We start from the raw sequence: 18,132 nt of genomic DNA, 5'->3' as shown, positions 1-18,132 counted from the left end.
CTTTTCGGGTCAGCTGGCGTTGGTGTCGATGACCGCGGTCCGCTCGGCGGGCGTCTTGCCGCGCAGCGCCTTGCCGAGGGCTCCGGCGACGTCCTGCGGGGTGACGGCGGTCTTCTCGCCGGTGCCGCGCATGATCAGGACGCCGTCGAAGGTGTTCCCGTACGTGGCCTTGAGCGCCTCCAGGTCGTACTTCTCGACGAGGTGGCCGTCCACGACCTGCATGCTGAGGATCTTGGGCAGGGACTTGGGGCCGAAGGGGATGAACTTCGTCCCCGCCTTGACGGTCGCGGTGTTCGACATCGCGGGCTCGGCGAACTCCTTCATGGCCCGGTCCAGTTCGGCCTGGTCCACGACCGGGTCCTTGGTGGTGACCGGGAGTTCGAGGGGTGTGGACGTGCCGGTGGCGATCATGGCGCGGAAGGCCTTGACCACCAGGTCGGCGGAGGCGTCCGCGTCGAGCGTGGAGCCGGGCTTGCCGGGGACGGCGACGGCCTTGCCGGTGTCGAAGGTGATGGTGCCCTCGGTGACGGATCCGGCGCTGCCGGCCAGCTCCTGGAGGGCGGCCTGCAGCTTCTCCTCGTCGGTGGGCATGACGGGTTCGGCGGCGCGCTCGCTGCCGAAGAGCGAGCCGATGACGGTGACGGGGTTGTAGTCGCTGCCCGCCGCGTTGCGGACGGTGGTCTGGCTGTCGAGGCTCAGGCCGGCCTTCTCGGGCTTCAGTTCGACCGTCTTGCCGCCCACGGTGAGCTGGAGGGGGGCGGAGGCGCGGTTGCCGAAGGCCGTCTGGAGCTTGGCGACGGCCTCGTCGCGGGTGCCGCTGATGTCGACGCCGAGGACGGTGGTGCCCTTGGGGACGTCGGAGGCGTTCAGGAGCAGGCCGGCGCCGTAGGCCACGCCGAACAGCGCGATGAGGCCGCCGCCGGCCACGACGAGCTTGCTGTGCCCGCCCTTCTTGGCGGGCTTGGCGGGGACCTTGCGCTTGGCGGCCGGGAGGCCTTCGCCGGCGGCGGCCCCATCGCGCTGTTCGGCCGGGCCTGCGGCGCCGGCCTGCTCCCCGGCGGCGTCAGAGGGGAATAAGGGACAGGGACTGAACCGCCTCGCTGCGCTCGGCGGCTGGGCCGCTTCGCGGCCCAGTGCCTCCCCTTCGGGGAGGTGGCCCCCCGCTTCGCTCCGGAGTTGGGCCGCTTCGCGGCTCAAGAGAGTCGAAGCGCTGCGCGCTTCGGACTGAACCGCCTCGCTGCGCTCGGCCGAGGTGCCTTCGGCACCTGCCCCTCCGCTTCGCTCCAGGGCAACGAACCGCCTCGCTGTGCTCGGCGAGGCTCGGCTTCACCGAGCCAGGGCCGGCCCTTCGGGCCGGTGTCCTCCGCTTCGCTTCGGACAGTTCGGGTTCCGCTGCGCCCACCCGAATGGCCCGCTCCGCGGGCCGGGGTGACCCCGTTTCACGGGGTACGGACCTTCGGTCCGTTGAGGTGTCCGCTCCCACCCCAGGCCCTTTCACTCCCCATAAGGCGCCCCTCCGCGGGGCCTGATCGCGGTGAGTCAGATGAGGTCGTGCAGGTGATAGGAATGCTGCGCACGCCTGGGCGGAGTGGTTCCGCTCCGCTCCCTCACCCGGGCCCTTCCGGCTCCGCCCCCAGGAGCAACCCGCTTCGCGCAGGAGTAGAGCTCCTCCGCTTCGCTCCGGAGCAGTGAAACGCCTCACTCCGCTCGGCAGAGAAGAGCGGCTTCGCCGCCCCAGAGCCAGCCTCCGGCCGGGAGTCCTTCACTTCGCTTCCGTGACACGGGCAGCCGGCTACGACTCAACCCCCACCGGCTCGGAGGCCCGTCTGAGTGTTGAGTAACATGATCAAGGTTCAATCATCCTTAAGAAGCTCGGGGGAAATGAAATTGAGAACGTCCTCAAGATTTCTTGCTGTAGGAGCATCTGCTGCGGCCATGGTGCTGGCAGCAACGGGGGTCGGCCACGCCGACCCTGCAGACACGCCTCTGGCAGCAACAGATCTCATCATCAACGGCTCCGGTAGTTGTCTGGAGATAGAGAACTCCAGCACCGCCAACGGAGCAAACGCCCAGCAGTGGACGTGCGTCTTCCAGGGCGGGGCCAACTGGAGGATCTTTCAGGGCGGCGCACCCACCGAGTGGTGGATCATCAACGAGAAGAGCGGCAAGTGCCTCGAAGTCGAAAACGGCTGGACGCACAACGGCGCCCCCGTACAGCAGTGGACCTGCACCTACGGGGTGAAGCACCAGCTCTGGTTCATAGACGGCAACCGAATCCAGAATAAGGCAACTGGCAAGTACCTTGAAGTGGAAAACTCCAGCGGAGCCAACGGCGCCCGAGTTCAGCAGTGGCAGTACGCCAACGTGCGCGGCCAGCACTGGACCTGGGGCTAAACCCGTACTTCACGGGTGACTGTTTCACGTCTGCTGCCAGCGGGTTTATGTGATGCCGTGTCAAGGAGATGGGGTTGGACGCCGCGGTTGCCGCGTCCGCCTCACCGGCCGTATGATCCTCTACCACCTCGGCAAACTCACCCTGCGAATCGGCAACGTCACCGACCCGCCAACCGTCCAGACCGGGACATCGTGATGTCCCGGGGGGAACCACAATTCTCAATACATCTGCGGGACTCTCATCCAACCTGCGGCCCCCCAGGTCAAGACCCCTCCGGCACCGGAAGCAGCCCATCACCAAGCAGCTCATCGACCTGCAGCATCACAGGTCAAAGGGACAGCCCCGTCAACGGCCGCACCGCAACATGAACGAGAACGCACACGGCCTGGGCCCCTCCCCTTCGGGGAGGGGCTCCTCCGCTTCGCTCCGGAGGTAGGCCGCTTCGCCTGCTCCGCTCCCCCGCCCTGGGCCCTTTCGGCTCCGCCTCCAGGACCAAGGGCCCGCTAACGCTGGCCCAGTCGGCAGTAGAAGCAGGTCAGAGGGCATGTACCTGGGTGGCTTGCGGGCCCTGCCGGGGTCTGTGGTGCGATAGCGGTCGGCGAGCTTCGCGCGTGGCGATCGCGGCACAAGCGGAACGCCTCCCGCACCGGGACGGAGGCTTCCCCGCCGTGCCGCCTCCGTGTGGAGGAAGCAGCGCGGCGAGGGGCTTCATCGACCGGTGTGGGAGGCGTGCGTACGCCTCAGGCCGTGTGGGCCAGTGGCGGATCAGTGCCAGTACATGCCGCTCTGGTAGAGCTGGCGCCAGATCTGGGCGTTGGCGCCGTTGGCGGTCGAGGAATTCTCGATTTCCAGGTACTTGTCGCTGGAGACGTTGCGGATAACGTGGGTGGCGCCGCTGGTGTTCATCACGTGCCAGCGCTGGCCGCCCACGTTGGCGCAGGACCACTGCTGCACACGCGCACCGTCGGCGGTCGAGGAGTTCGAGACGTCCAGGCACTTGCCGCTGCGGCTGTTGACGATGCGCACCTCAAAGTTGTTGCCGAAGGCGTACTCGAGGTACCAGTACGAGCCGGCCTGGCCGTTGCAGTCCCACTGCTGGGCCTGGGCGCCGTTGGCGGTCGAGGAATTCTCGACCTCCAGGCACTTGCCGCTGCGGTTGCGGATCTGGATGACCCCGGAGCCAGGCGAAATCGACAGGGCGACCGCGGACTCGGCCGACGGCACGGAGACCGGCGCGGCGGTGGCAGCAGGTGCGGTGGTGGCACTCAAAGCAAACACCGAACAGGAAACCAGCAGTGCACTAAAGGCACGCCTCATGAACAACCCCCCAATTGAACGAACTTAAGACGTCACGCAGGATACACGTCCTTGATCATCACTGGCTGTGGTCCGTCCGACCCTCAACCACGCGCGGCCCCTACCCACCACCACACCCGTCCGCAAGGCCCTTCCAGCTCCACGGACGCCATCAGCACAAGCCGTGCCCTGCGCGTAGTGGGGGCTGCTACGTATGGCCACTTCACCACCACCCCAGCACGCTGCTTCAACCCATGCCCCGGCCAGACTTCGCGGCCTTAAGGAGCTCAGGCGCTGCTGCGCCTGGGAAGGCGTGTGAGGCTGGCTTGAGGGCTGGGGTCCGAAGCGCTGCGCTCGGGGGCGGCCGCTTCGCAGCCCAAGGCCTCCCCTTCGGGGAGGTGCTGGCGGCATCGGGAGTCGGCCATGCCGACGAGACCACCGCGGCGTCGACGGAGCGGTTGGTCAATGCCTCCGGTAAGTGGTCTGGAGATAGAGAACTCCAGCACGGCCAATGCGGATGCCCAGCAGTGGGCGTGTTTCGGCCGGTACCTCGGATCCCTCCGAATGGTGGATCGTCAACGCGAAAAGCGGCAAGTGCCTTGAGGTCGAGAACGGCTGGACGCACAACGGCGCCCCCGTGCAGCAGTGGACCTGCACCCGTGGGGTGAGGCATCAGATGTGGATGGGGGCCGGTCCGGGGCCTGGCGGCGCCGGCATTATGAATTTGGGAACCACGCCCGTACGTTCCCTATGCTCGCGGGCGCCACCGGGGTGATCCCGGTGATCGTGCAGCTGGTCGACGGCAGCCTCGCCGACGCGGCGATCGGGCTCGGCTGGCTGGTCGTGGTGTCGGGGGTGTTCATCGGGGCGCTCGCGCTCATGCGGCCTTGGCTGGAGGGCCGTACTTCGGGTGGGCTGACCGGGTTCGCGGGCAGCGCCCTGCTGTTGCTCGCGCTGATGACGTACCCGCTCGGGCTGCTGGCCGGTCTGATCGGCTACGGCGGACTGGAGATGGCGGCGCTGTCGACCCTGGTCGGCTTCGTCTGGTTCTGGATCGTGCCGAACGTGGTCGTGGAGGACGGGCCGTTCGGATCGGCCAAGGCCGGCGTGGCGGATCTGGACCCGGTCGCGGCTCGGAGGGCAACCGCTTCGGATGGGTCCTGGGCGCGCTGCTGGTGCCGGAGCCGTCGTCGGTGCGATGCCGGACGCGCTGTACGCGGTCATCATCCTGGGTGGTCTGGTCACGGGCATCGTCCGGCCGGCACGGAGGGGGAAGAGCGGTCACGCTTCGCGGTGACGCGGCGCGGCGGCCTGCGGTGGCTCGGCACGGACTTTACGGTCCGGGCCGAGCCACGGGCGGTGGATGGTTCATTCTTGAGTGCGGATAGACTTTGGACCGCGGACGTGCCTGGGCTGTTCGGCGTGTCCGGGGGTGAGGTTGTGGGGCGGGCCCGGTCGCGGTGCCTACCGTGGGGTCATGAGCACACCATCAGCGGCGTTCGGCGGGTACGGGATTCGGGTCGTGCGGGGTGGGGAGGCCGGGGCGGTCGCCGCGCTGCTGGCGCGGGCGTTCGCCGATGATCCGGTGATGGCATGGATGTTCCCCGGTGCGGGGGACCGGGAGCGGCGGATCGCTCGCTACTTCGGGCTGGCGCAGCGGCAGCAACGGCCGCGGGCCGGCGGGGTGCGGGTTGCCGCGACCGGTGACGGGCGGCTGCTGGCGGCCGCGTTGTGGTCGGGGCCCGGGCGCTGGAAGGGCTCCGCCGTGCGGGATCTGGCGGCGCTCCCCTCTTATGTCCGCATCTTCGGGCCGCGTGGGTTGGCGCGGGCCGGGGAGGTGCAGAACGCCATGCACGCGGTGCATCCGCGGGCGCCGCACTGGTACCTGCCGTCCGTGGGGACGGATCCGGAGGCGCAGGGGACCGGGGTCGGGTCGGCGTTGTTGCGGCAGCAGCTCGTCGACTGCGACCGGCTCGGGCAGGCCGCGTACCTGGAGTCGAGCAAGGCCGCCAACGTTCCCTTCTACGAAGGGCTGGGCTTCCGTGTCACCGGTGAGCTGCGGCTCCCGGAGGGCGGGCCGGTCCTGTGGCCCATGTGGCGTGAGCCGGGGGCCGCTTCTTAGGGGTGGGGCCTGCGCAGGAGCGGTCTCTTATCAGCAACTGAAGCTGCCGACGATCCACGGACCGGACCGCGCGCAGCCGCTCGCCGGTCAGCAGGTAGGCCCCGGTCCGCCCGGCGAACTCCCACTCCTGCGCCCAGCGCTCCAACTCGGCCCGCCTGCGCAGCTGCTCCAGCCGGTCGGCGATGGCCAGGCGCAGCGGCCGCCACTGGCGCAGCAGGGCCTCGTGCGCGACGTCCAGCATCCCCGCGTCGGAGGTCAGCAGCCGTCCCGCGACGAAGGCGTCGGCCATCTCCCCCTCGGCGGCGCTCAGTTCGCTGCGGGCCACCCGGCGGCGGGTCGGCTCGTCACGCTCCACGGTGACCAGCCGGAGCAGCATCGCCACCACCGGGTCCGCACCGCCGAGCGGCGCGCCGGGCGCCGACAGCGCCGCGTGGATCCGGTCGGCCTGCCCGATCAGGGCGCCCGCGACCCCGCCGACCTCGCGGTACAGCGCGTGCGTCACGGTGGAGCCCGCGCCGCCGGCCCGCCGGTACAACTCCTGCAAGGTGTAGGCCAGGAGCGGCAGCGCGTCGCCGCCGCCGCAGTCCTCCACGATGCGGGAGACCAGCCCGGCCTCGAACTCCACCCCGGCCGCGGCGGCCGGCCGGGCCACCACTTCGTGCAGGGCGTCGCGGCCGAGCGCGCCGACCACCACCGGTTCGCGGACCAGGTCGGCCAGGTCCGCCTCCAGGAACCCGGTGAGGAAGTCCGACCTCAGGGTCGCCAGCAGCCACAACCGGGGTTCCGCGCGCAGGAGTTCGCGTACCGCCTCCGCGAAGGCCGTCCGCTCGCGCGGCCCCGACAGGGTCAGGAGCTCCTCCAGCTGGTCCACCACCAGCACCAGGGGCCTGGCGTCGCCGGCCGCGGCCACCGCCCGGCGCAGGGTCCCGACGGGATCGGTCCCCGGAGTGAGGGCGGCGCCCGTGTTCCACCGGGACCGCCGTCCCGCCAGCGCCGGCAGCACGCCCGCGCGTACCAGCGAGGACTTCCCCGAACCGGACGGGCCGACCACGGTCACGAACCGCTGCGCCCGGTCCGGCAGCGCCGGGTGCAGCCGGGCCACCAGCTCCGCCGTCTCCCGCTCCCGCCCGAAGAACACCGCCGCGTCCTCCTCCCCGAAGGCCTCCAGACCCGGGTACGGAGGCTGCCCGGCCGTCCACACCGGGGCGGGGGCAGCCGGCCGCCGCTCCAGCCAGCGGAGCCACAACTGGCCGCCGACCAGGGCGATCAGGGCCAGGCCCACGAGCGGTATCGACCACTCGCGCAGCAGCCGCAGGGGCAGCGGCACATCGCCCTCCACGCTCGTCGCGTAGTTCGTCGCGATGCCCAGGAGGGCGCCCACCAGCATGAGCAGGATGTCGAGTACCAGGGCGAGGGGCCGTCGTCGCATGGGGCAAGAACGTAGCCGCGGGGCGGGGCGGATGCGAACGGAGCCCGGCAGCCGGACGCCGCTCGCGAGGCCGGACCCGCCGCGGGGCGGTGGAAGAAGGACGCGGGACCCCTACTCGGTGTGCAGGGCGGCGGAGATCGTCATGCGGGCCGCCGAGCGGGCCGGGACCAGCGCGCCCACCACGGCGATCGCCACCCCCGCGCACAGCATCGCGGTGAGCTGCGGCGCGTGCCAGACGTCCTTCATCGACTCCGGGAAGGAGACGATGCCGACGTGGTCCACGACGAGCCGGTGCGCGACCATCCCGAGGGGGATCCCCAGGAGTCCGCCGACCAGGCCGATCCCGGTCACCGAAGTCACCGTCATGGCCACCACTTGACGGGGGGTCATGCCGATCGATTTGAGCATGCCGAGGTCGCGGCGGCGCTCACGGGTGTTCAGGAGCACGGTGTTGAAGACGCCGATGGAGGAGACCAGGGTCAGCAGGATCGTGAACACCGAGGAGAACCCGACGACCGTGGTGGTGGCGGCGTTGACCGAACCCGCGACGTTCGCGCGCAGGCCGGGGTCCGCCGCGTTGACGGCGTCCGCGAAGGCCTGGGCGTCCGCGCCCGGGGCGAGGCGCACCGAGTAGTCGACGGCCCGCGTGCCCGGTGTGAGTTGCTCCAGCGTCTCCCATGTGGACTCCAGGGAGCGGGAGTTGCTGTCGATGAGCGCGCCGACGATGGTCCCGGGCACCCGCTTGCCGCCCGCCTCCAGGATGACCTTGTCGCCCACCGCGAGTCCGCGTTCGGTGAGGAAGGCGGGACCGGCCGCGATCTCACCGGGGCCGCGGGGCGGCCGGCCCTCCACGAAGGCGGCCCCGGCCGGGGACAGGCTCCCCCGGTAGAAGCTGCCGAAGGCGGGCTGCGTGTAGCCGACCAGCCCGACCTGCGTCAGCCCGCGGGCCCGGATCTCCCGCGCGCCCAGCGACCGCATCCACTCCTCGAGCCGCGCGTCGTCCAGCCGGGGCTGCGGGTGGCTGCTCCCGGCGGTGCCCGCCAGGATGTCGACGACCGGGCCGCCGGTACCGCGGCCGGCGTCCGCGTACGCGACCATGGTGCTGGTCAGACCGGTCGCCAGGGTGGCCGTGGTGACACCGAGGACGATGGCCGCCATGGTCATGAGGGCCCGGCCGGGGCGGGCGAACGGCTGGCCGAGCCCCAGGCTCAGCGGACGCGGCAGCCGGGTGGAGGCCAGCACCCGCTGGACGCGCAGCCCGCGGCCGGTGCGCGGCGCGCCGCCGGCGGTGATGGCCTGCGCGGCCGACAGCCGGTGCGCCCGCAGGGCCGGTACGAGCGCCGCCAGCAGGACCAGTACGGGCATGCCGGCCAGGCAGGCCACGCTGATCCAGGGGGAGACCGGGCCCAGGCTCGCCAGGCCCGTCTCGACACCGGAGAAGGCGATCTTCAGGATGGGACCGGCCAGGGCATTGCCGAGCAGGGTGCCGAGCACGCAGCCGGCCGCGGCGGGCGCGGAGACCATCGCCAAGTAGACGGCGACGACCTGGTTCGGCGTGAAGCCGATGGCCTTGAGCACCCCGATGTGCCGGCCGCCGGAGACGACCGCGCCGCTGACCACGTTCGCGACGATGAGGGCGGAGACGAGCAGACCGAGGACGCCGAAGACGGCCATGAAGGGCAGGTAGGCGTCGGCCCTGGAGGAGAAGGCCTTCTTGAGGGTGAGGTGGTTCTGCGCGGCCAGGCGCGAGTCCGGGGGCAGCTCGGCGTTGGCCGCGGCGAGCGAGTCGCGCAGCTGCGCGCCCGTCGCCGAGTCGGCGAACCGGTAGAGCATCTGCCGGGACGCCGGGTGCAGAGCCGCCGCCTGCTCGGGCGTCACCCAGGCGGCCGCCGACTTGCTCATGCTGGTGGCGAACCCGACGACGGTGAGCTTCGGTTGGCCGGGCACCTCCAGGGTGGTGCCGAGCAGGTCCTCGTACGGAGTGCCGTCGACGGCCCAGTCGACGACGATCTCGCCGGGCGCCTGGACCCAGCGGCCCAACAGGACGTCGACGCGGTCCACCGGGGCCCCCGCCGGATCCGCGCGGCCGACCACGGTCAGCGGGCCGGGCGGCATCCAGAGCCAGTCCGTGGGCACGTCGACGACGGCCTGGTGGAACGGCCCGGCGGCGGCCGCCACGCCGGGGCGGGTCGCGGTCCGCGCGAGCTGGGCGTCGGAGACCTCGGCGGCGTCGTACGTGGCCACGGTGTGCGCGCCGCGTTGCGCGGAGTACGCCCGGTCGAAGGGGCCGGAGGCGGCGGCGAGGAGGCCGAGGGCGAGCAGGACGGTCGTGGTGGAGAGGAGGACGACGAGGCCGATGACGAACGTCTGGACCTTGCGGCGCGCGACGGCGGCGCGGGCGGCCCGCCACACGGCGCTCACGCGGAACGCTCCGGAGTGGCGACGGGTGTGGTGACGGTCGTGGTGCCGGTCGTCGTGGTGCTCGTGGTGCCGCTCGTCAGGGTGCTCGTGGTGCTGCTCGTCGTGCCGTTCTGGATGCCGCCCCGGGGCGTGGTGGGGGCTTCGGCCGCGGCGGCGGCGTGCGCGGCGTCGTCCAGGGCGCGTTCACCGGCGACGCGGCCGTCCGCCATCTCCACGAGGCGGCCGGCGCAGCGGGTGGCGAGGTGCGGGTCGTGGGTGACGATCAGCAGGGTCTGGCCTATCTGGTTGAGGTCGATCAGCAGGTCCATGACCTGCTCGCCCGAGCGGCTGTCGAGTGCGCCCGTGGGCTCGTCGGCCAGCAGCAGGGCCGGACGGTTCATCAGGGCGCGTGCCACGCCGACGCGTTGGCGCTCGCCGCCGCTGAGGGCGGACGGGTAGTTGTTGCGGCGGTCGGCGACGCCGAGCTCCTCGAGGAGTTCGAGGGCGCGGCGGCGGGCCTGGCGGGCCGGGGTGCCGGTGAGCTGGGCGGCCAGCGCGACGTTGTCGAGTGCGGGCAGGTCGTCGATGAGGTTGAAGAACTGGAAGATCATGCCGACGTCGCGGCGCCGGTACAGCGCCAGTCCGGTCTCGTTCAGCTTCCCGAGGTCCTGGCCGTGCACTTCGACCGTGCCGGCGGTCGGGCGGTCCAGGCCGGCCACCATGTTGAGGAGCGTGGACTTGCCGCAGCCGGAAGGTCCCATCACGGCCACCGCCTCGCCCTTGCGGATCTGCAGGCAGAGTCCGTCGAGCGCCTTCGCGTCGCCGTACTCCTTGTGGACGCGGTCCAGGCGGACAATGGCCTGACCTGCGGTGTCGTGATGATTCGTCATGGCATGAACATAGGAGGCGGCCGGATGGCGCCGCGTCACCCCCGGGATGTAAAAGGGCGGTTGGGTCATCCTGGGGATGTACGCGGGCAGAACCGGGGGAGGGATGCGGACTACGCGGGGGAGCTGAGAAGCTTGCGGTGTCGGTGATCTTGGACGGCGCGGGTCCCGGGCGGGAGGGAGGGGAGCGGCTTCGCGTCGGATGCCGTGCCCTCGTTGTCGGGGGCGGTTTCGGCCGGCTGTCGCGCTCCCTTCCTGGGCTTCGCGCCGGTGGCCGCCTGCGCCGCCCCGTACTCGGTGGTCCAGGCGCGGAGGTCCTCGGACCGTCCGGCGATGTGGGCGGCGATACGGGAGCCGGCGTCGGCGGGAGCGAAGAGGAGCACCTTGGTCAGGTTGGCGACGGTCTTCTTGGCGGGGTCGCCGAACTTCAGCCCCGTCGCCTCGATGACGGCGCGGGCGGTCCGGACCGCCTCCTCCCGGTCCCAGCCGTGCTCGGCGGCCAACGCGCGGGCCGTGATCAGAGCCCACTCGCGGGTACGGATGCCCGTACTGCGGCCGGCCAGTGCGCCGACGCCCGCGTTGGCGCGGTCCCGGGCGTGGACCCGCTCGGCGCGGCGGCGGGCCTGGCTCGTGATCATGTGGCGCTCGGCGCCGCCGTAGACGATCGACTTGGGCGAGCCGTTCTCGTCGCGCACGGGGAGCACGGCGACGAGGGTCTCCAGGAGGTGGAGGGAGAGGAACGGGCTGCCGGTGAAGGAGCCGGCGTCGGTATCGGTATCGGCGTCGGCGTCGGCGTTGCTGGTCATGTGGTGGTGCCCTTCGGGATGGTCTGGATCGGCTGGCTGGCGTCGCTCGTGTCGCGCGTGTCGCTCGGCTTCGGGGTGCGGGCCGCGTGCCGCGTCGCGGGCGCGTGGAAGTCCACGGCCCAGTGGTAGGAGATCCGCGCCTTGCGGTCGTGCCACCGGGTGAGGTCGTCGGCGAGCTGCGCCCACGAGGGCGGCGGCTGGTCGCAGGCCCGCAACCGGGCCACCGCGTGCTGGAGGTGGCGCCACGGGATCCGGCGGCTCGGGACGATCCGGTCGACCAGCCGGGCCGCGCCCGGGTCGTCGGGGCCGCGTCCGACGCCGCCGCCGATCCGGCGGGCGGCGTCGCCGAGGCTGCCGAACCCGTAAGCGGGCTTCGACCTGCCCTGGTGGTAGATCGCGAACAGGAAGGCCACCTGCTCGTACACCTCGCGCTGCTCGGGGTGGAACCAGCCGGCCCGGATGTGGGCGTTCGTCCGTACGCGCGGCCGCCGCAGATCGGCGAGTTGCCCGTACTCCCGGTTGCGCACGAGGGTGGCGAGCCAGGCCGTGAGCCGCTCGCCGGGGGCCTTGTCCTGCTGCTCCTGCCATGCCCGGTCGGGCTCGGCGGCTCCCGTCTCGGTGCTCATGCCGTGTTCCCTCGCAGTTCGGCCGGGGCCTCGGGGCGGGCCAGTTCGTCGTCGAAGCGCCGTAGGGCAGCCGCGTGGGCCTGGGCTCCGCGAGAGTTCCTCGGCAGGGAGTCGAGGCATTCGGTGAGGAACCTGCGGGCGGCGCCGGAGAGGGTGGAGGCGTACTCGCGGAGGGACTCGGGGACGTCCTCGCCGGCGGCGGTGTCGTCCAGCAGGAGGTTGAACGGCTCCTCCGCCGCGGCCCAGTGCTTGGCCCTGACGTCGAACCGGGCGATCTGGCCGGCCTTGTCGGCCGGCTTGGGGTTCGGGTAGGCGATCCCCCAGGCCGCGTACGCCGCCCTCCCCAGGCTCGTCGCGATGTGCTCGGCGATCAGCGAGCCGCGCTCCGAGGCCCGGTGCAGCCTCGCCCCCAGACCGGGGGCGAAGGGGAAGACCCCGGACACCCACGTGACGGCCGTGGTCTGCTTGGCGACGAGCCCCACCGCCCACAGGCTGATCGCGCGCGCGGGCGGACGGCCGGGGAACGGCGGGGAGTCGGGTCCGGGGAAGAGCGCGAGGCGTCCGTACAGGTCCATGCCCTTGTTCACGAAGCCGGGCAGGCCGGCCCTCGCGACGGCGGCGTACAGCGCGTGGGCGTCGCGCCACACCGCGCGGGACGCCGATGCCCACAGCGGCTTCTTCGTACCGACCGAGGTGAGGGCGTACACGGCGTCCTGGAGGTGCAGGGACGGCTGGAGGTCGAGCAGCTCGCCCGCGGCCATCAGCACCCGGTCGACGCAGTCGCCCTGGGGCGTCGGGCGCATCAGGACGGACCGGCCGAGGTAGCTGTGGAGGTCCGCGGGACCGCTCACCGGGCGGCCGTCCGGCTTGGTCCGGAAGCCCCGGCGTTGCTGCGTGCCCGTCGTCCAGGACCGGTTGAACTCGCCGGGGAGGCCGGCCGTCGGCACCAGGTTGAGGCGGAGGGTCTCGCCGAGGGTGGCGCCGAGGGCGACGACCCGGATGCGGCTGCTGAGGCGGCCGGCGGCGAGGTTGGTGAGGGTCGGCCCGAGCGTCTCCTTGCCGGAGATCCGGGCGCGTCCGGGGACTCCGTACACGTGCTGCGAGAGCATCGCGCGGAACGCCTCGGCCACGGGCAGCGGCGCCGGGTGTTCGAGGTGGTGGTGGTCGAAGAACTGGTTGTAGTCGCCCGCGTGCTCGATGACCAGCTGGGCGGGCCCGGCCCCGCGCTGGTCGAGGAAGGGCGCGAGGAGGGAGTTCTGGCCGAGCGGCTCGGTGGGGTGGAAGAGGTCCCAGGCCTCCCCGTCGGGGCGGTTCGCGAGCCAGACGGCGGCCTGGCCGAGCGGGTGCTTCTCCTCCACCCAATCGCGCCATTGGGCGGGGGTGGCCGGGTGGGTCTTCGACGCGTAGCAGAGGGCCAGCAGGTATTCGAGGAGAGCGACGGTCTCGCCGGGCGTGGCCCCGGTCAAGGACAGCAGGTCGTCGGCCTGTTCGAGGAGGCCGACGAGGCTCAGCTCGACCCGCTCGCCCTTCAGTGTCAGTGCCTCGGCGCATGCTTGCCACCGGGGGTCCCACTGGGGGCGTATCACCCCGCGGGGAGGGGTGCGTAATTCAGCCAAGGTGCATCGTTCGCTCTCTGCTCATAACCATTCCTTGCTGGAATGAGGCAGGAACGTAGCACGCGGGCAGGGAGGGACACGACGGGTTTCGGGAACATCAACTCCCTTGCGTGCGCCTGGTGTTGGCTCGCGGGGAGGTGGGTCGTCGGCGTCCCCGCGTGTGCGGGGAGGAGCATGCGCTCTGCTCGTAACCAGGTTCATCCCCGCAGGTGCGGGGCGGCGTACCGGCGCCGAGGGTAGCCGCCCTTCGAACGGGAACACCAGGGCACGTCAAGCACTGCCCGCCCGTAGGACCGGGCTCAGCGCGGTCCGCGCCGCCGCATGAGGATGGTCAGCGTCGCCCGGGCATCGCGGCGGCGCTCCGGGCTGCGGGAGAGGACCGAGGACGCGGCGACCGTGACCACGGCGGCGGTGTAGGCGAGGCCGGTGACGGCGGTCAGCACGGCGGCGTCGTGGAGTACGGACGGCAGGACGGACAGCATGGCGGATCCCCTCGGACGGTGTCCGGCGGTCTCTCCCGCCGGACTGCGGTGCCACAGGTATGCATCAGCCGGGGGGCTTCCGGCGATGTCCGGACGGTCGGCGGGACGGTAAGCGGCCTGGTGAACCGGGGTGCGGCGGTGTTTCCGGTGAAGTGCTCTGCAGAAGACGGAGAGCGGAGGAGGTGGAGGGGATCGGCGTGCAGGCGTTCACGCGGGAGCTCGCGCGGCTGTACGAGGCCGCGGGCGGGGGGTCGGAGCTGGTCCTCAAGAACCTCGTGAGCCTGGGCGCGGAGCACGGCTTCACGGTGGCGGACTCCAGCATCAGCGGCTGGATGAAGGGCCCGACGGTTCCCACTCGGGAACCCCACGCGCGCTACGTACTGCGGTGCTTGATCCCCTTCCTGGACGAGCGTGCCGCCGCCCGGCACTCTCCGACCCACGAGAAGATCAGCGCCGCCGGATGGAGCTCGCTGCTGCGCGCCGCGCAGCGGACCCGCAAGAGCGGGCAGGGCGGCACTGGCCCGCGTATCGACGCCACCTCGCCCGGCCGTCTCCACTCCCACCCCGAGGAGGTCGAACAGACCATCCTCCCGAGGGACTTCGTCGGCCGCGAGGAGGAGCTGGACGAGCTCTCGGCCTACGCGACCGCCCCGGCCGGCCAGGGCTCCGACTACGCGTGGTGGCAGGCCGACGCGTGGGCGGGGAAGTCCGCCCTGCTCGCCTGGTTCGTGCTGCGCTGCCTCCCGGCCGGGGTCGACGTCGTCAGCCACTTCATCGCCGAGCGGCTCGGGACCAACCACCGCGAGGACTTCCTCCGGTCGGTGACGGACCAACTCGCCGCCCTCACCGGGAAGAAACTCGCGGCCGCGGGCCCCCGGCGCCCGGAGCAGTTGCACCGGCTCTACGAGGAGGCGGCGCGGGCCGGCGCCGCCCGTCACCGGACCCTGATGCTGGTCGTGGACGGCCTGGACGAGGACGCCGAGGCCGGTCCGGGCCGCCGCAGCATCGCCGCGCTGCTGCCCAAGCGGCCGCCGCCCGGGATGCGGGTCCTCGTGTCCGGGCGGCCGAACCCGTCCGTCCCCGAGGACGTCCCCGCGGACCACCCCCTGCGCGATCCCTCGGCCGTCCGCCGCCTCGCCGCGTCACCCGCCGCCCGGGTCATCCGGGACATGGCCATGCTCGATCTGCACGCCCTCCTCGACGAACCCGCCGTCGGCTGCTCCCTCCTCGGCCTGCTCACCGTGGCCCGGGGTGCGCTCAGCGGCAGGGACATGGCCGAGCTGGCCGGGATTCGCCCGTACGACGTGGACAGGAAGCGCCCGAGCGTGGCGGGGATTCGGTTCGCGTCGATCTGGACGACATTGAGCCGGGCGGCCTCCTCGGAGGCGCCCGCGGATAGGAACGGGGGCCGCTGGCGGCACGGGCCGCACCAGCGGGCGGTGAGATCCGGGTCGTACACAGCGTGGATCGTCGGCAGCGTAGGATGGTTATAAGAGCCAGCCCCCCGGACGACCCGGACGACCCCGGCCCCGCCGGGCGCTCGGCCGCGGCCCTGACCCGGTTGGCCCGGGAGTCCTCCGGCTCCAGCGGGATCGGCGACCCGCGCAGCGGCTCGTCGGCCGTGCGCGGCAGGGTGAGGCGGAACTGCGAGCCGCCGCCCGGCTCGCCCCACGCCTGGAGCCAGCCGCCGTGCAGCCGGGCGTCCTCGACGGCGATGGACAGGCCGAGGCCGGTACCGCCCGTCGTGCGTGCCCGCGCCGGGTCGGCCCGCCAGAAGCGGTTGAAGACGCGGGTGGCCTCGCCGGGCTTGAGCCCGACCCCGTAGTCCCGTACGGCCACGGCGACGGCCCCGCCCGCCGAGGCGAGCCGGACCACCACGTCGCGGCCCTCCCCGTGCTCCACGGCGTTGACGACGAGGTTGCGCAGCACCCTCTCCACCCGCCGGGCGTCGGCTTCGGCTATCACCGGCTGGGTGTCCCCGAGGACGCGGATCCGGGTGTTCTTGTGCTCGGCGAGCGGTTCGGCGGCGTCGATGACGCGGTGCACGACGTCGCGCAGGTCGATCGGCTCCGCCTCCAGCGCGGCCGCGCCCGCGTCGAACCGGCTGATCTCCAGCAGGTCGGCGAGGAGCGACTCGAAGCGGTCGAGCTGGCCGGCGAGCAGTTCCGCGGAGCGCGCGGTGATCGGGTCGAAGTCGGCGCGGGCGTCGTGGATGACGTCCGCGGCCATGCGCACCGTCGTGAGCGGGGTGCGCAGCTCGTGGGAGACGTCCGAGACGAAGCGGCGCTGCAGCCGGGAGAGGTCCTCCAGCTGCTGGATCTTGCTCTGGAGGTTCTGGGCCATCTTGTTGAACGCTTCGCCCAAGCGGGCGATGTCGTCCTCGCCGGTGACCTTCATCCGCTCCTGGAGCCGCCCGGCGGAGAGCCGCTCGGCGATCCCGGCGGCCATCCGCACGGGGGTGACGACCTGGCGCACGACGAGCCAGGCGATCCCGCCGAGCAGGACGACGACGAAGAGCCCGGCCGTGGCGATGGTGACCTTGACCAGGTTGAGGGACTCCTCCTCCTGGGTCAGCGGGAAGAGGTAGTACAGGTCGTACGGGTCGCCGTTGATGTCGGTGAGCCGCTTGCCCACGACGAGCGCGGGCTCGGGCGACTTGGCCTCCGCCCCGGCGGTGTAGCGGACCAGCGAGAACGTCTTGAAGGCTCCGGTGGCGTGGTTCACGGCCCGGCGCAGCTCCAGCGGGACGCTGGCGGTCGGGTCCACGTTCCCCGAGGCCCGGGCCCCCCGGACGCCGAGCGCACCGCGCCCGGGTGGCTGTTCTTCGCCGGTGCCGGTGCCGGCGCCCAGCGCGGCGACCTCGAAGGCGCTCTGCCCGCCACTGGAGAGCTGCTTGACCAGCGAGTTCATCCACGTGCTGGCGTCGCGTCCGACCTTGTTGTCGGAGGCGTCCACCCCGTCCGCCGTGTAGGGGGTGTTGGCCTTCTCCTGTGCGACCGCGAACCCTCCCGCGGCCTGGCTCTGCGCGGCCTCCTCCTTGGCCTCGAGGAGTCCTCTGCTCACCTGCGCGATGACCACGAACCCGAGGGCCAGGACCACCGCGAGTGAGATCAGCAGGGTCGCGGCGACCACGCGGAGCTGGATGTTGCGCCGCCAGAGCCGGACAGCCGGAAGCAGCGGCCGGCGTACGAGGCGTACGCACAGCCGCAGCACGGGGCCGCCGGGTGCTCCGTCCGCTACGCCCCGCAGAGCCCCCCAGCGGGAGCCTCCACGGGGCATGCCGGACTGCATGTCAGCTGGGTCCGGCCTTGTAGCCGACACCGCGCACCGTCACGACGATCTCGGGGCGCTCCGGATCCTTCTCGACCTTGGAGCGCAGACGCTGGACGTGCACGTTGACCAGGCGGGTGTCGGCCGCGTGGCGGTAGCCCCAGACCTGCTCGAGGAGCACCTCGCGGGTGAAGACCTGCCAGGGCTTGCGGGCCAGCGCGACCAGCAGGTCGAACTCCAGCGGGGTCAGCGCGATGGAGGCGCCCTCCCGCTTGACGGAGTGCCCGGCCACGTCGATGACCAGGTCACCGATGGCCAGCTGCTCGGGAGCCGGCTCTTCCGAACGGCGCAGGCGGGCGCGGATGCGCGCCACCAGCTCCTTCGGCTTGAACGGCTTGACGATGTAGTCGTCGGCCCCGGACTCCAGGCCCACGACGACGTCCACGGTGTCGCTCTTGGCGGTGAGCATCACGATCGGCACACCGGACTCGGCGCGGATCAGCCTGCACACCTCTATGCCGTCCCGTCCGGGCAGCATGAGGTCGAGCAGCACGAGATCCGGCTTCGCCTCCCGGAAGGCAGCCAGTGCCTTGTCACCGTCCGCTACGAACGACGGCTCAAAACCTTCTCCACGCAGCACAATGCCGAGCATCTCGGCCAGCGCGGTGTCGTCGTCGACGACAAGGACGCGTCCCTTCATGGTTGACATCATCCCATTAGCTAATCGTTACCTGGCGGTGAGCTGTCCCACAGCCGCGGGGGCTGGAAATCGTCCCTCGGACCTGCGTGGAGATCAGGGCGCC

Annotated in this window: 14 protein-coding genes; 3 read left to right on the top strand and 11 right to left on the bottom strand. The window is 71.8% G+C overall.

Annotated elements, in window-relative coordinates:
- Positions 1-9: 9 nt before the first annotated feature.
- Entirely contained in the window at positions 10-1,197 is a 1,188-nt protein-coding gene (locus DRB96_RS39535) for a hypothetical protein (RefSeq protein ID WP_343234678.1), read from the bottom strand.
- Positions 1,198-1,935: 738 nt separating this feature from the next.
- Between DRB96_RS39535 and DRB96_RS39530 the strand changes: the two genes are divergently transcribed.
- Positions 1,936-2,394 carry an RICIN domain-containing protein gene (locus tag DRB96_RS39530; RefSeq protein ID WP_162688908.1) on the top strand — a complete coding sequence of 153 codons (459 nt, stop codon included), beginning with the start codon at positions 1,936-1,938 and terminating at the stop codon, positions 2,392-2,394.
- Positions 2,395-3,160: 766 nt separating this feature from the next.
- Here DRB96_RS39530 and DRB96_RS39525 read toward each other — a convergent pair.
- Positions 3,161-3,664 (bottom strand): RICIN domain-containing protein, encoded by a 504-nt coding sequence (locus tag DRB96_RS39525; RefSeq protein ID WP_162688909.1) that lies wholly within the window; start codon positions 3,662-3,664, stop codon positions 3,161-3,163.
- A 777-nt stretch (positions 3,665-4,441) separates the two neighbouring features.
- Here DRB96_RS39525 and DRB96_RS39515 point away from each other — a divergent pair.
- Together DRB96_RS39515 and DRB96_RS39510 are read left to right on the top strand one after the other, a co-directional pair.
- Positions 4,442-5,272: a hypothetical protein gene (locus DRB96_RS39515; protein WP_112452719.1), complete on the top strand. Its 831-nt coding sequence runs from the start codon at positions 4,442-4,444 to the stop codon at positions 5,270-5,272.
- A 7-nt stretch (positions 5,273-5,279) separates the two neighbouring features.
- Positions 5,280-5,813 carry a GNAT family N-acetyltransferase gene (locus DRB96_RS39510; RefSeq protein WP_204357931.1) on the top strand — a complete coding sequence of 178 codons (534 nt, stop codon included), beginning with the start codon at positions 5,280-5,282 and terminating at the stop codon, positions 5,811-5,813.
- Here the strand turns inward: DRB96_RS39510 and DRB96_RS39505 are convergent.
- The 9 genes from DRB96_RS39505 to mtrA form a co-directional block, all read right to left on the bottom strand.
- Complete coding sequence (locus DRB96_RS39505) at positions 5,737-7,242, bottom strand: ATP-binding protein (RefSeq protein WP_112452717.1); 1,506 nt, start codon at positions 7,240-7,242, stop codon at positions 5,737-5,739. The genes DRB96_RS39510 and DRB96_RS39505 overlap by 77 nt on opposite strands.
- Before the next feature lie 111 nt (positions 7,243-7,353).
- A complete protein-coding gene (locus DRB96_RS39500) occupies positions 7,354-9,663 on the bottom strand; it encodes an FtsX-like permease family protein (RefSeq protein ID WP_112452716.1) in 2,310 nt (769 codons plus the stop codon).
- Entirely contained in the window at positions 9,660-10,532 is an 873-nt protein-coding gene (locus tag DRB96_RS39495; protein ID WP_112452715.1) for an ABC transporter ATP-binding protein, read from the bottom strand. Before DRB96_RS39495 ends, DRB96_RS39500 begins: the two co-directional genes overlap by 4 nt.
- Before the next feature lie 110 nt (positions 10,533-10,642).
- Positions 10,643-11,335, bottom strand: coding sequence for a type I-E CRISPR-associated protein Cas7/Cse4/CasC (locus DRB96_RS39490; RefSeq protein ID WP_112452714.1), 693 nt, complete (start codon positions 11,333-11,335; stop codon positions 10,643-10,645).
- Positions 11,332-11,961: a type I-E CRISPR-associated protein Cse2/CasB gene (gene casB, locus DRB96_RS39485; protein ID WP_112452713.1), complete on the bottom strand. Its 630-nt coding sequence runs from the start codon at positions 11,959-11,961 to the stop codon at positions 11,332-11,334. Before casB ends, DRB96_RS39490 begins: the two co-directional genes overlap by 4 nt.
- Positions 11,958-13,577, bottom strand: coding sequence for a type I-E CRISPR-associated protein Cse1/CasA (locus DRB96_RS39480; protein WP_239516160.1), 1,620 nt, complete (start codon positions 13,575-13,577; stop codon positions 11,958-11,960). The genes casB and DRB96_RS39480 overlap by 4 nt, the downstream gene beginning before the upstream one ends.
- 299 nt (positions 13,578-13,876) lie before the next feature.
- The gene (locus tag DRB96_RS39475; protein WP_112452712.1) at positions 13,877-14,059 is read right to left on the bottom strand and encodes a hypothetical protein; all 183 of its coding nucleotides are present in this window, start codon (positions 14,057-14,059) and stop codon (positions 13,877-13,879) included.
- 1,257 nt (positions 14,060-15,316) lie between these two features.
- Positions 15,317-17,338 carry an MtrAB system histidine kinase MtrB gene (gene mtrB / locus DRB96_RS39465; protein WP_275432056.1) on the bottom strand — a complete coding sequence of 674 codons (2,022 nt, stop codon included), beginning with the start codon at positions 17,336-17,338 and terminating at the stop codon, positions 15,317-15,319.
- Between the two features lie 13 nt (positions 17,339-17,351).
- Positions 17,352-18,041 carry a two-component system response regulator MtrA gene (gene mtrA / locus DRB96_RS39460; RefSeq protein WP_189828951.1) on the bottom strand — a complete coding sequence of 230 codons (690 nt, stop codon included), beginning with the start codon at positions 18,039-18,041 and terminating at the stop codon, positions 17,352-17,354.
- Positions 18,042-18,132: the final 91 nt, after the last annotated feature.

Origin of the sequence: Streptomyces sp. ICC1 (genome assembly GCF_003287935.1) — a bacterium.
In the GTDB taxonomy this organism is placed as follows: domain Bacteria; phylum Actinomycetota; class Actinomycetes; order Streptomycetales; family Streptomycetaceae; genus Streptomyces; species Streptomyces tritrimontium.
Note: the sequence above shows the minus strand (reverse complement) of the source record. Positions and strands in the feature narration are given on the sequence as shown.

Coding starts and splice junctions, on each gene's coding strand:
- DRB96_RS39530 (WP_162688908.1), top strand. CDS start 1,936: ATGGTGCTGGCAGCAACGGGGGTCGGCCACGCCGACCCTGCAGACACG.
- DRB96_RS39515 (WP_112452719.1), top strand. CDS start 4,442: ATGCTCGCGGGCGCCACCGGGGTGATCCCGGTGATCGTGCAGCTGGTC.
- DRB96_RS39510 (WP_204357931.1), top strand. CDS start 5,280: ATGGCATGGATGTTCCCCGGTGCGGGGGACCGGGAGCGGCGGATCGCT.
- DRB96_RS39505 (WP_112452717.1), bottom strand. CDS start 7,242: ATGCGACGACGGCCCCTCGCCCTGGTACTCGACATCCTGCTCATGCTG.
- DRB96_RS39495 (WP_112452715.1), bottom strand. CDS start 10,532: ATGACGAATCATCACGACACCGCAGGTCAGGCCATTGTCCGCCTGGAC.
- DRB96_RS39490 (WP_112452714.1), bottom strand. CDS start 11,335: ATGACCAGCAACGCCGACGCCGACGCCGATACCGATACCGACGCCGGC.
- casB (WP_112452713.1), bottom strand. CDS start 11,961: ATGAGCACCGAGACGGGAGCCGCCGAGCCCGACCGGGCATGGCAGGAG.
- DRB96_RS39475 (WP_112452712.1), bottom strand. CDS start 14,059: ATGCTGTCCGTCCTGCCGTCCGTACTCCACGACGCCGCCGTGCTGACC.
- mtrB (WP_275432056.1), bottom strand. CDS start 17,338: ATGCCCCGTGGAGGCTCCCGCTGGGGGGCTCTGCGGGGCGTAGCGGAC.
- mtrA (WP_189828951.1), bottom strand. CDS start 18,041: ATGATGTCAACCATGAAGGGACGCGTCCTTGTCGTCGACGACGACACC.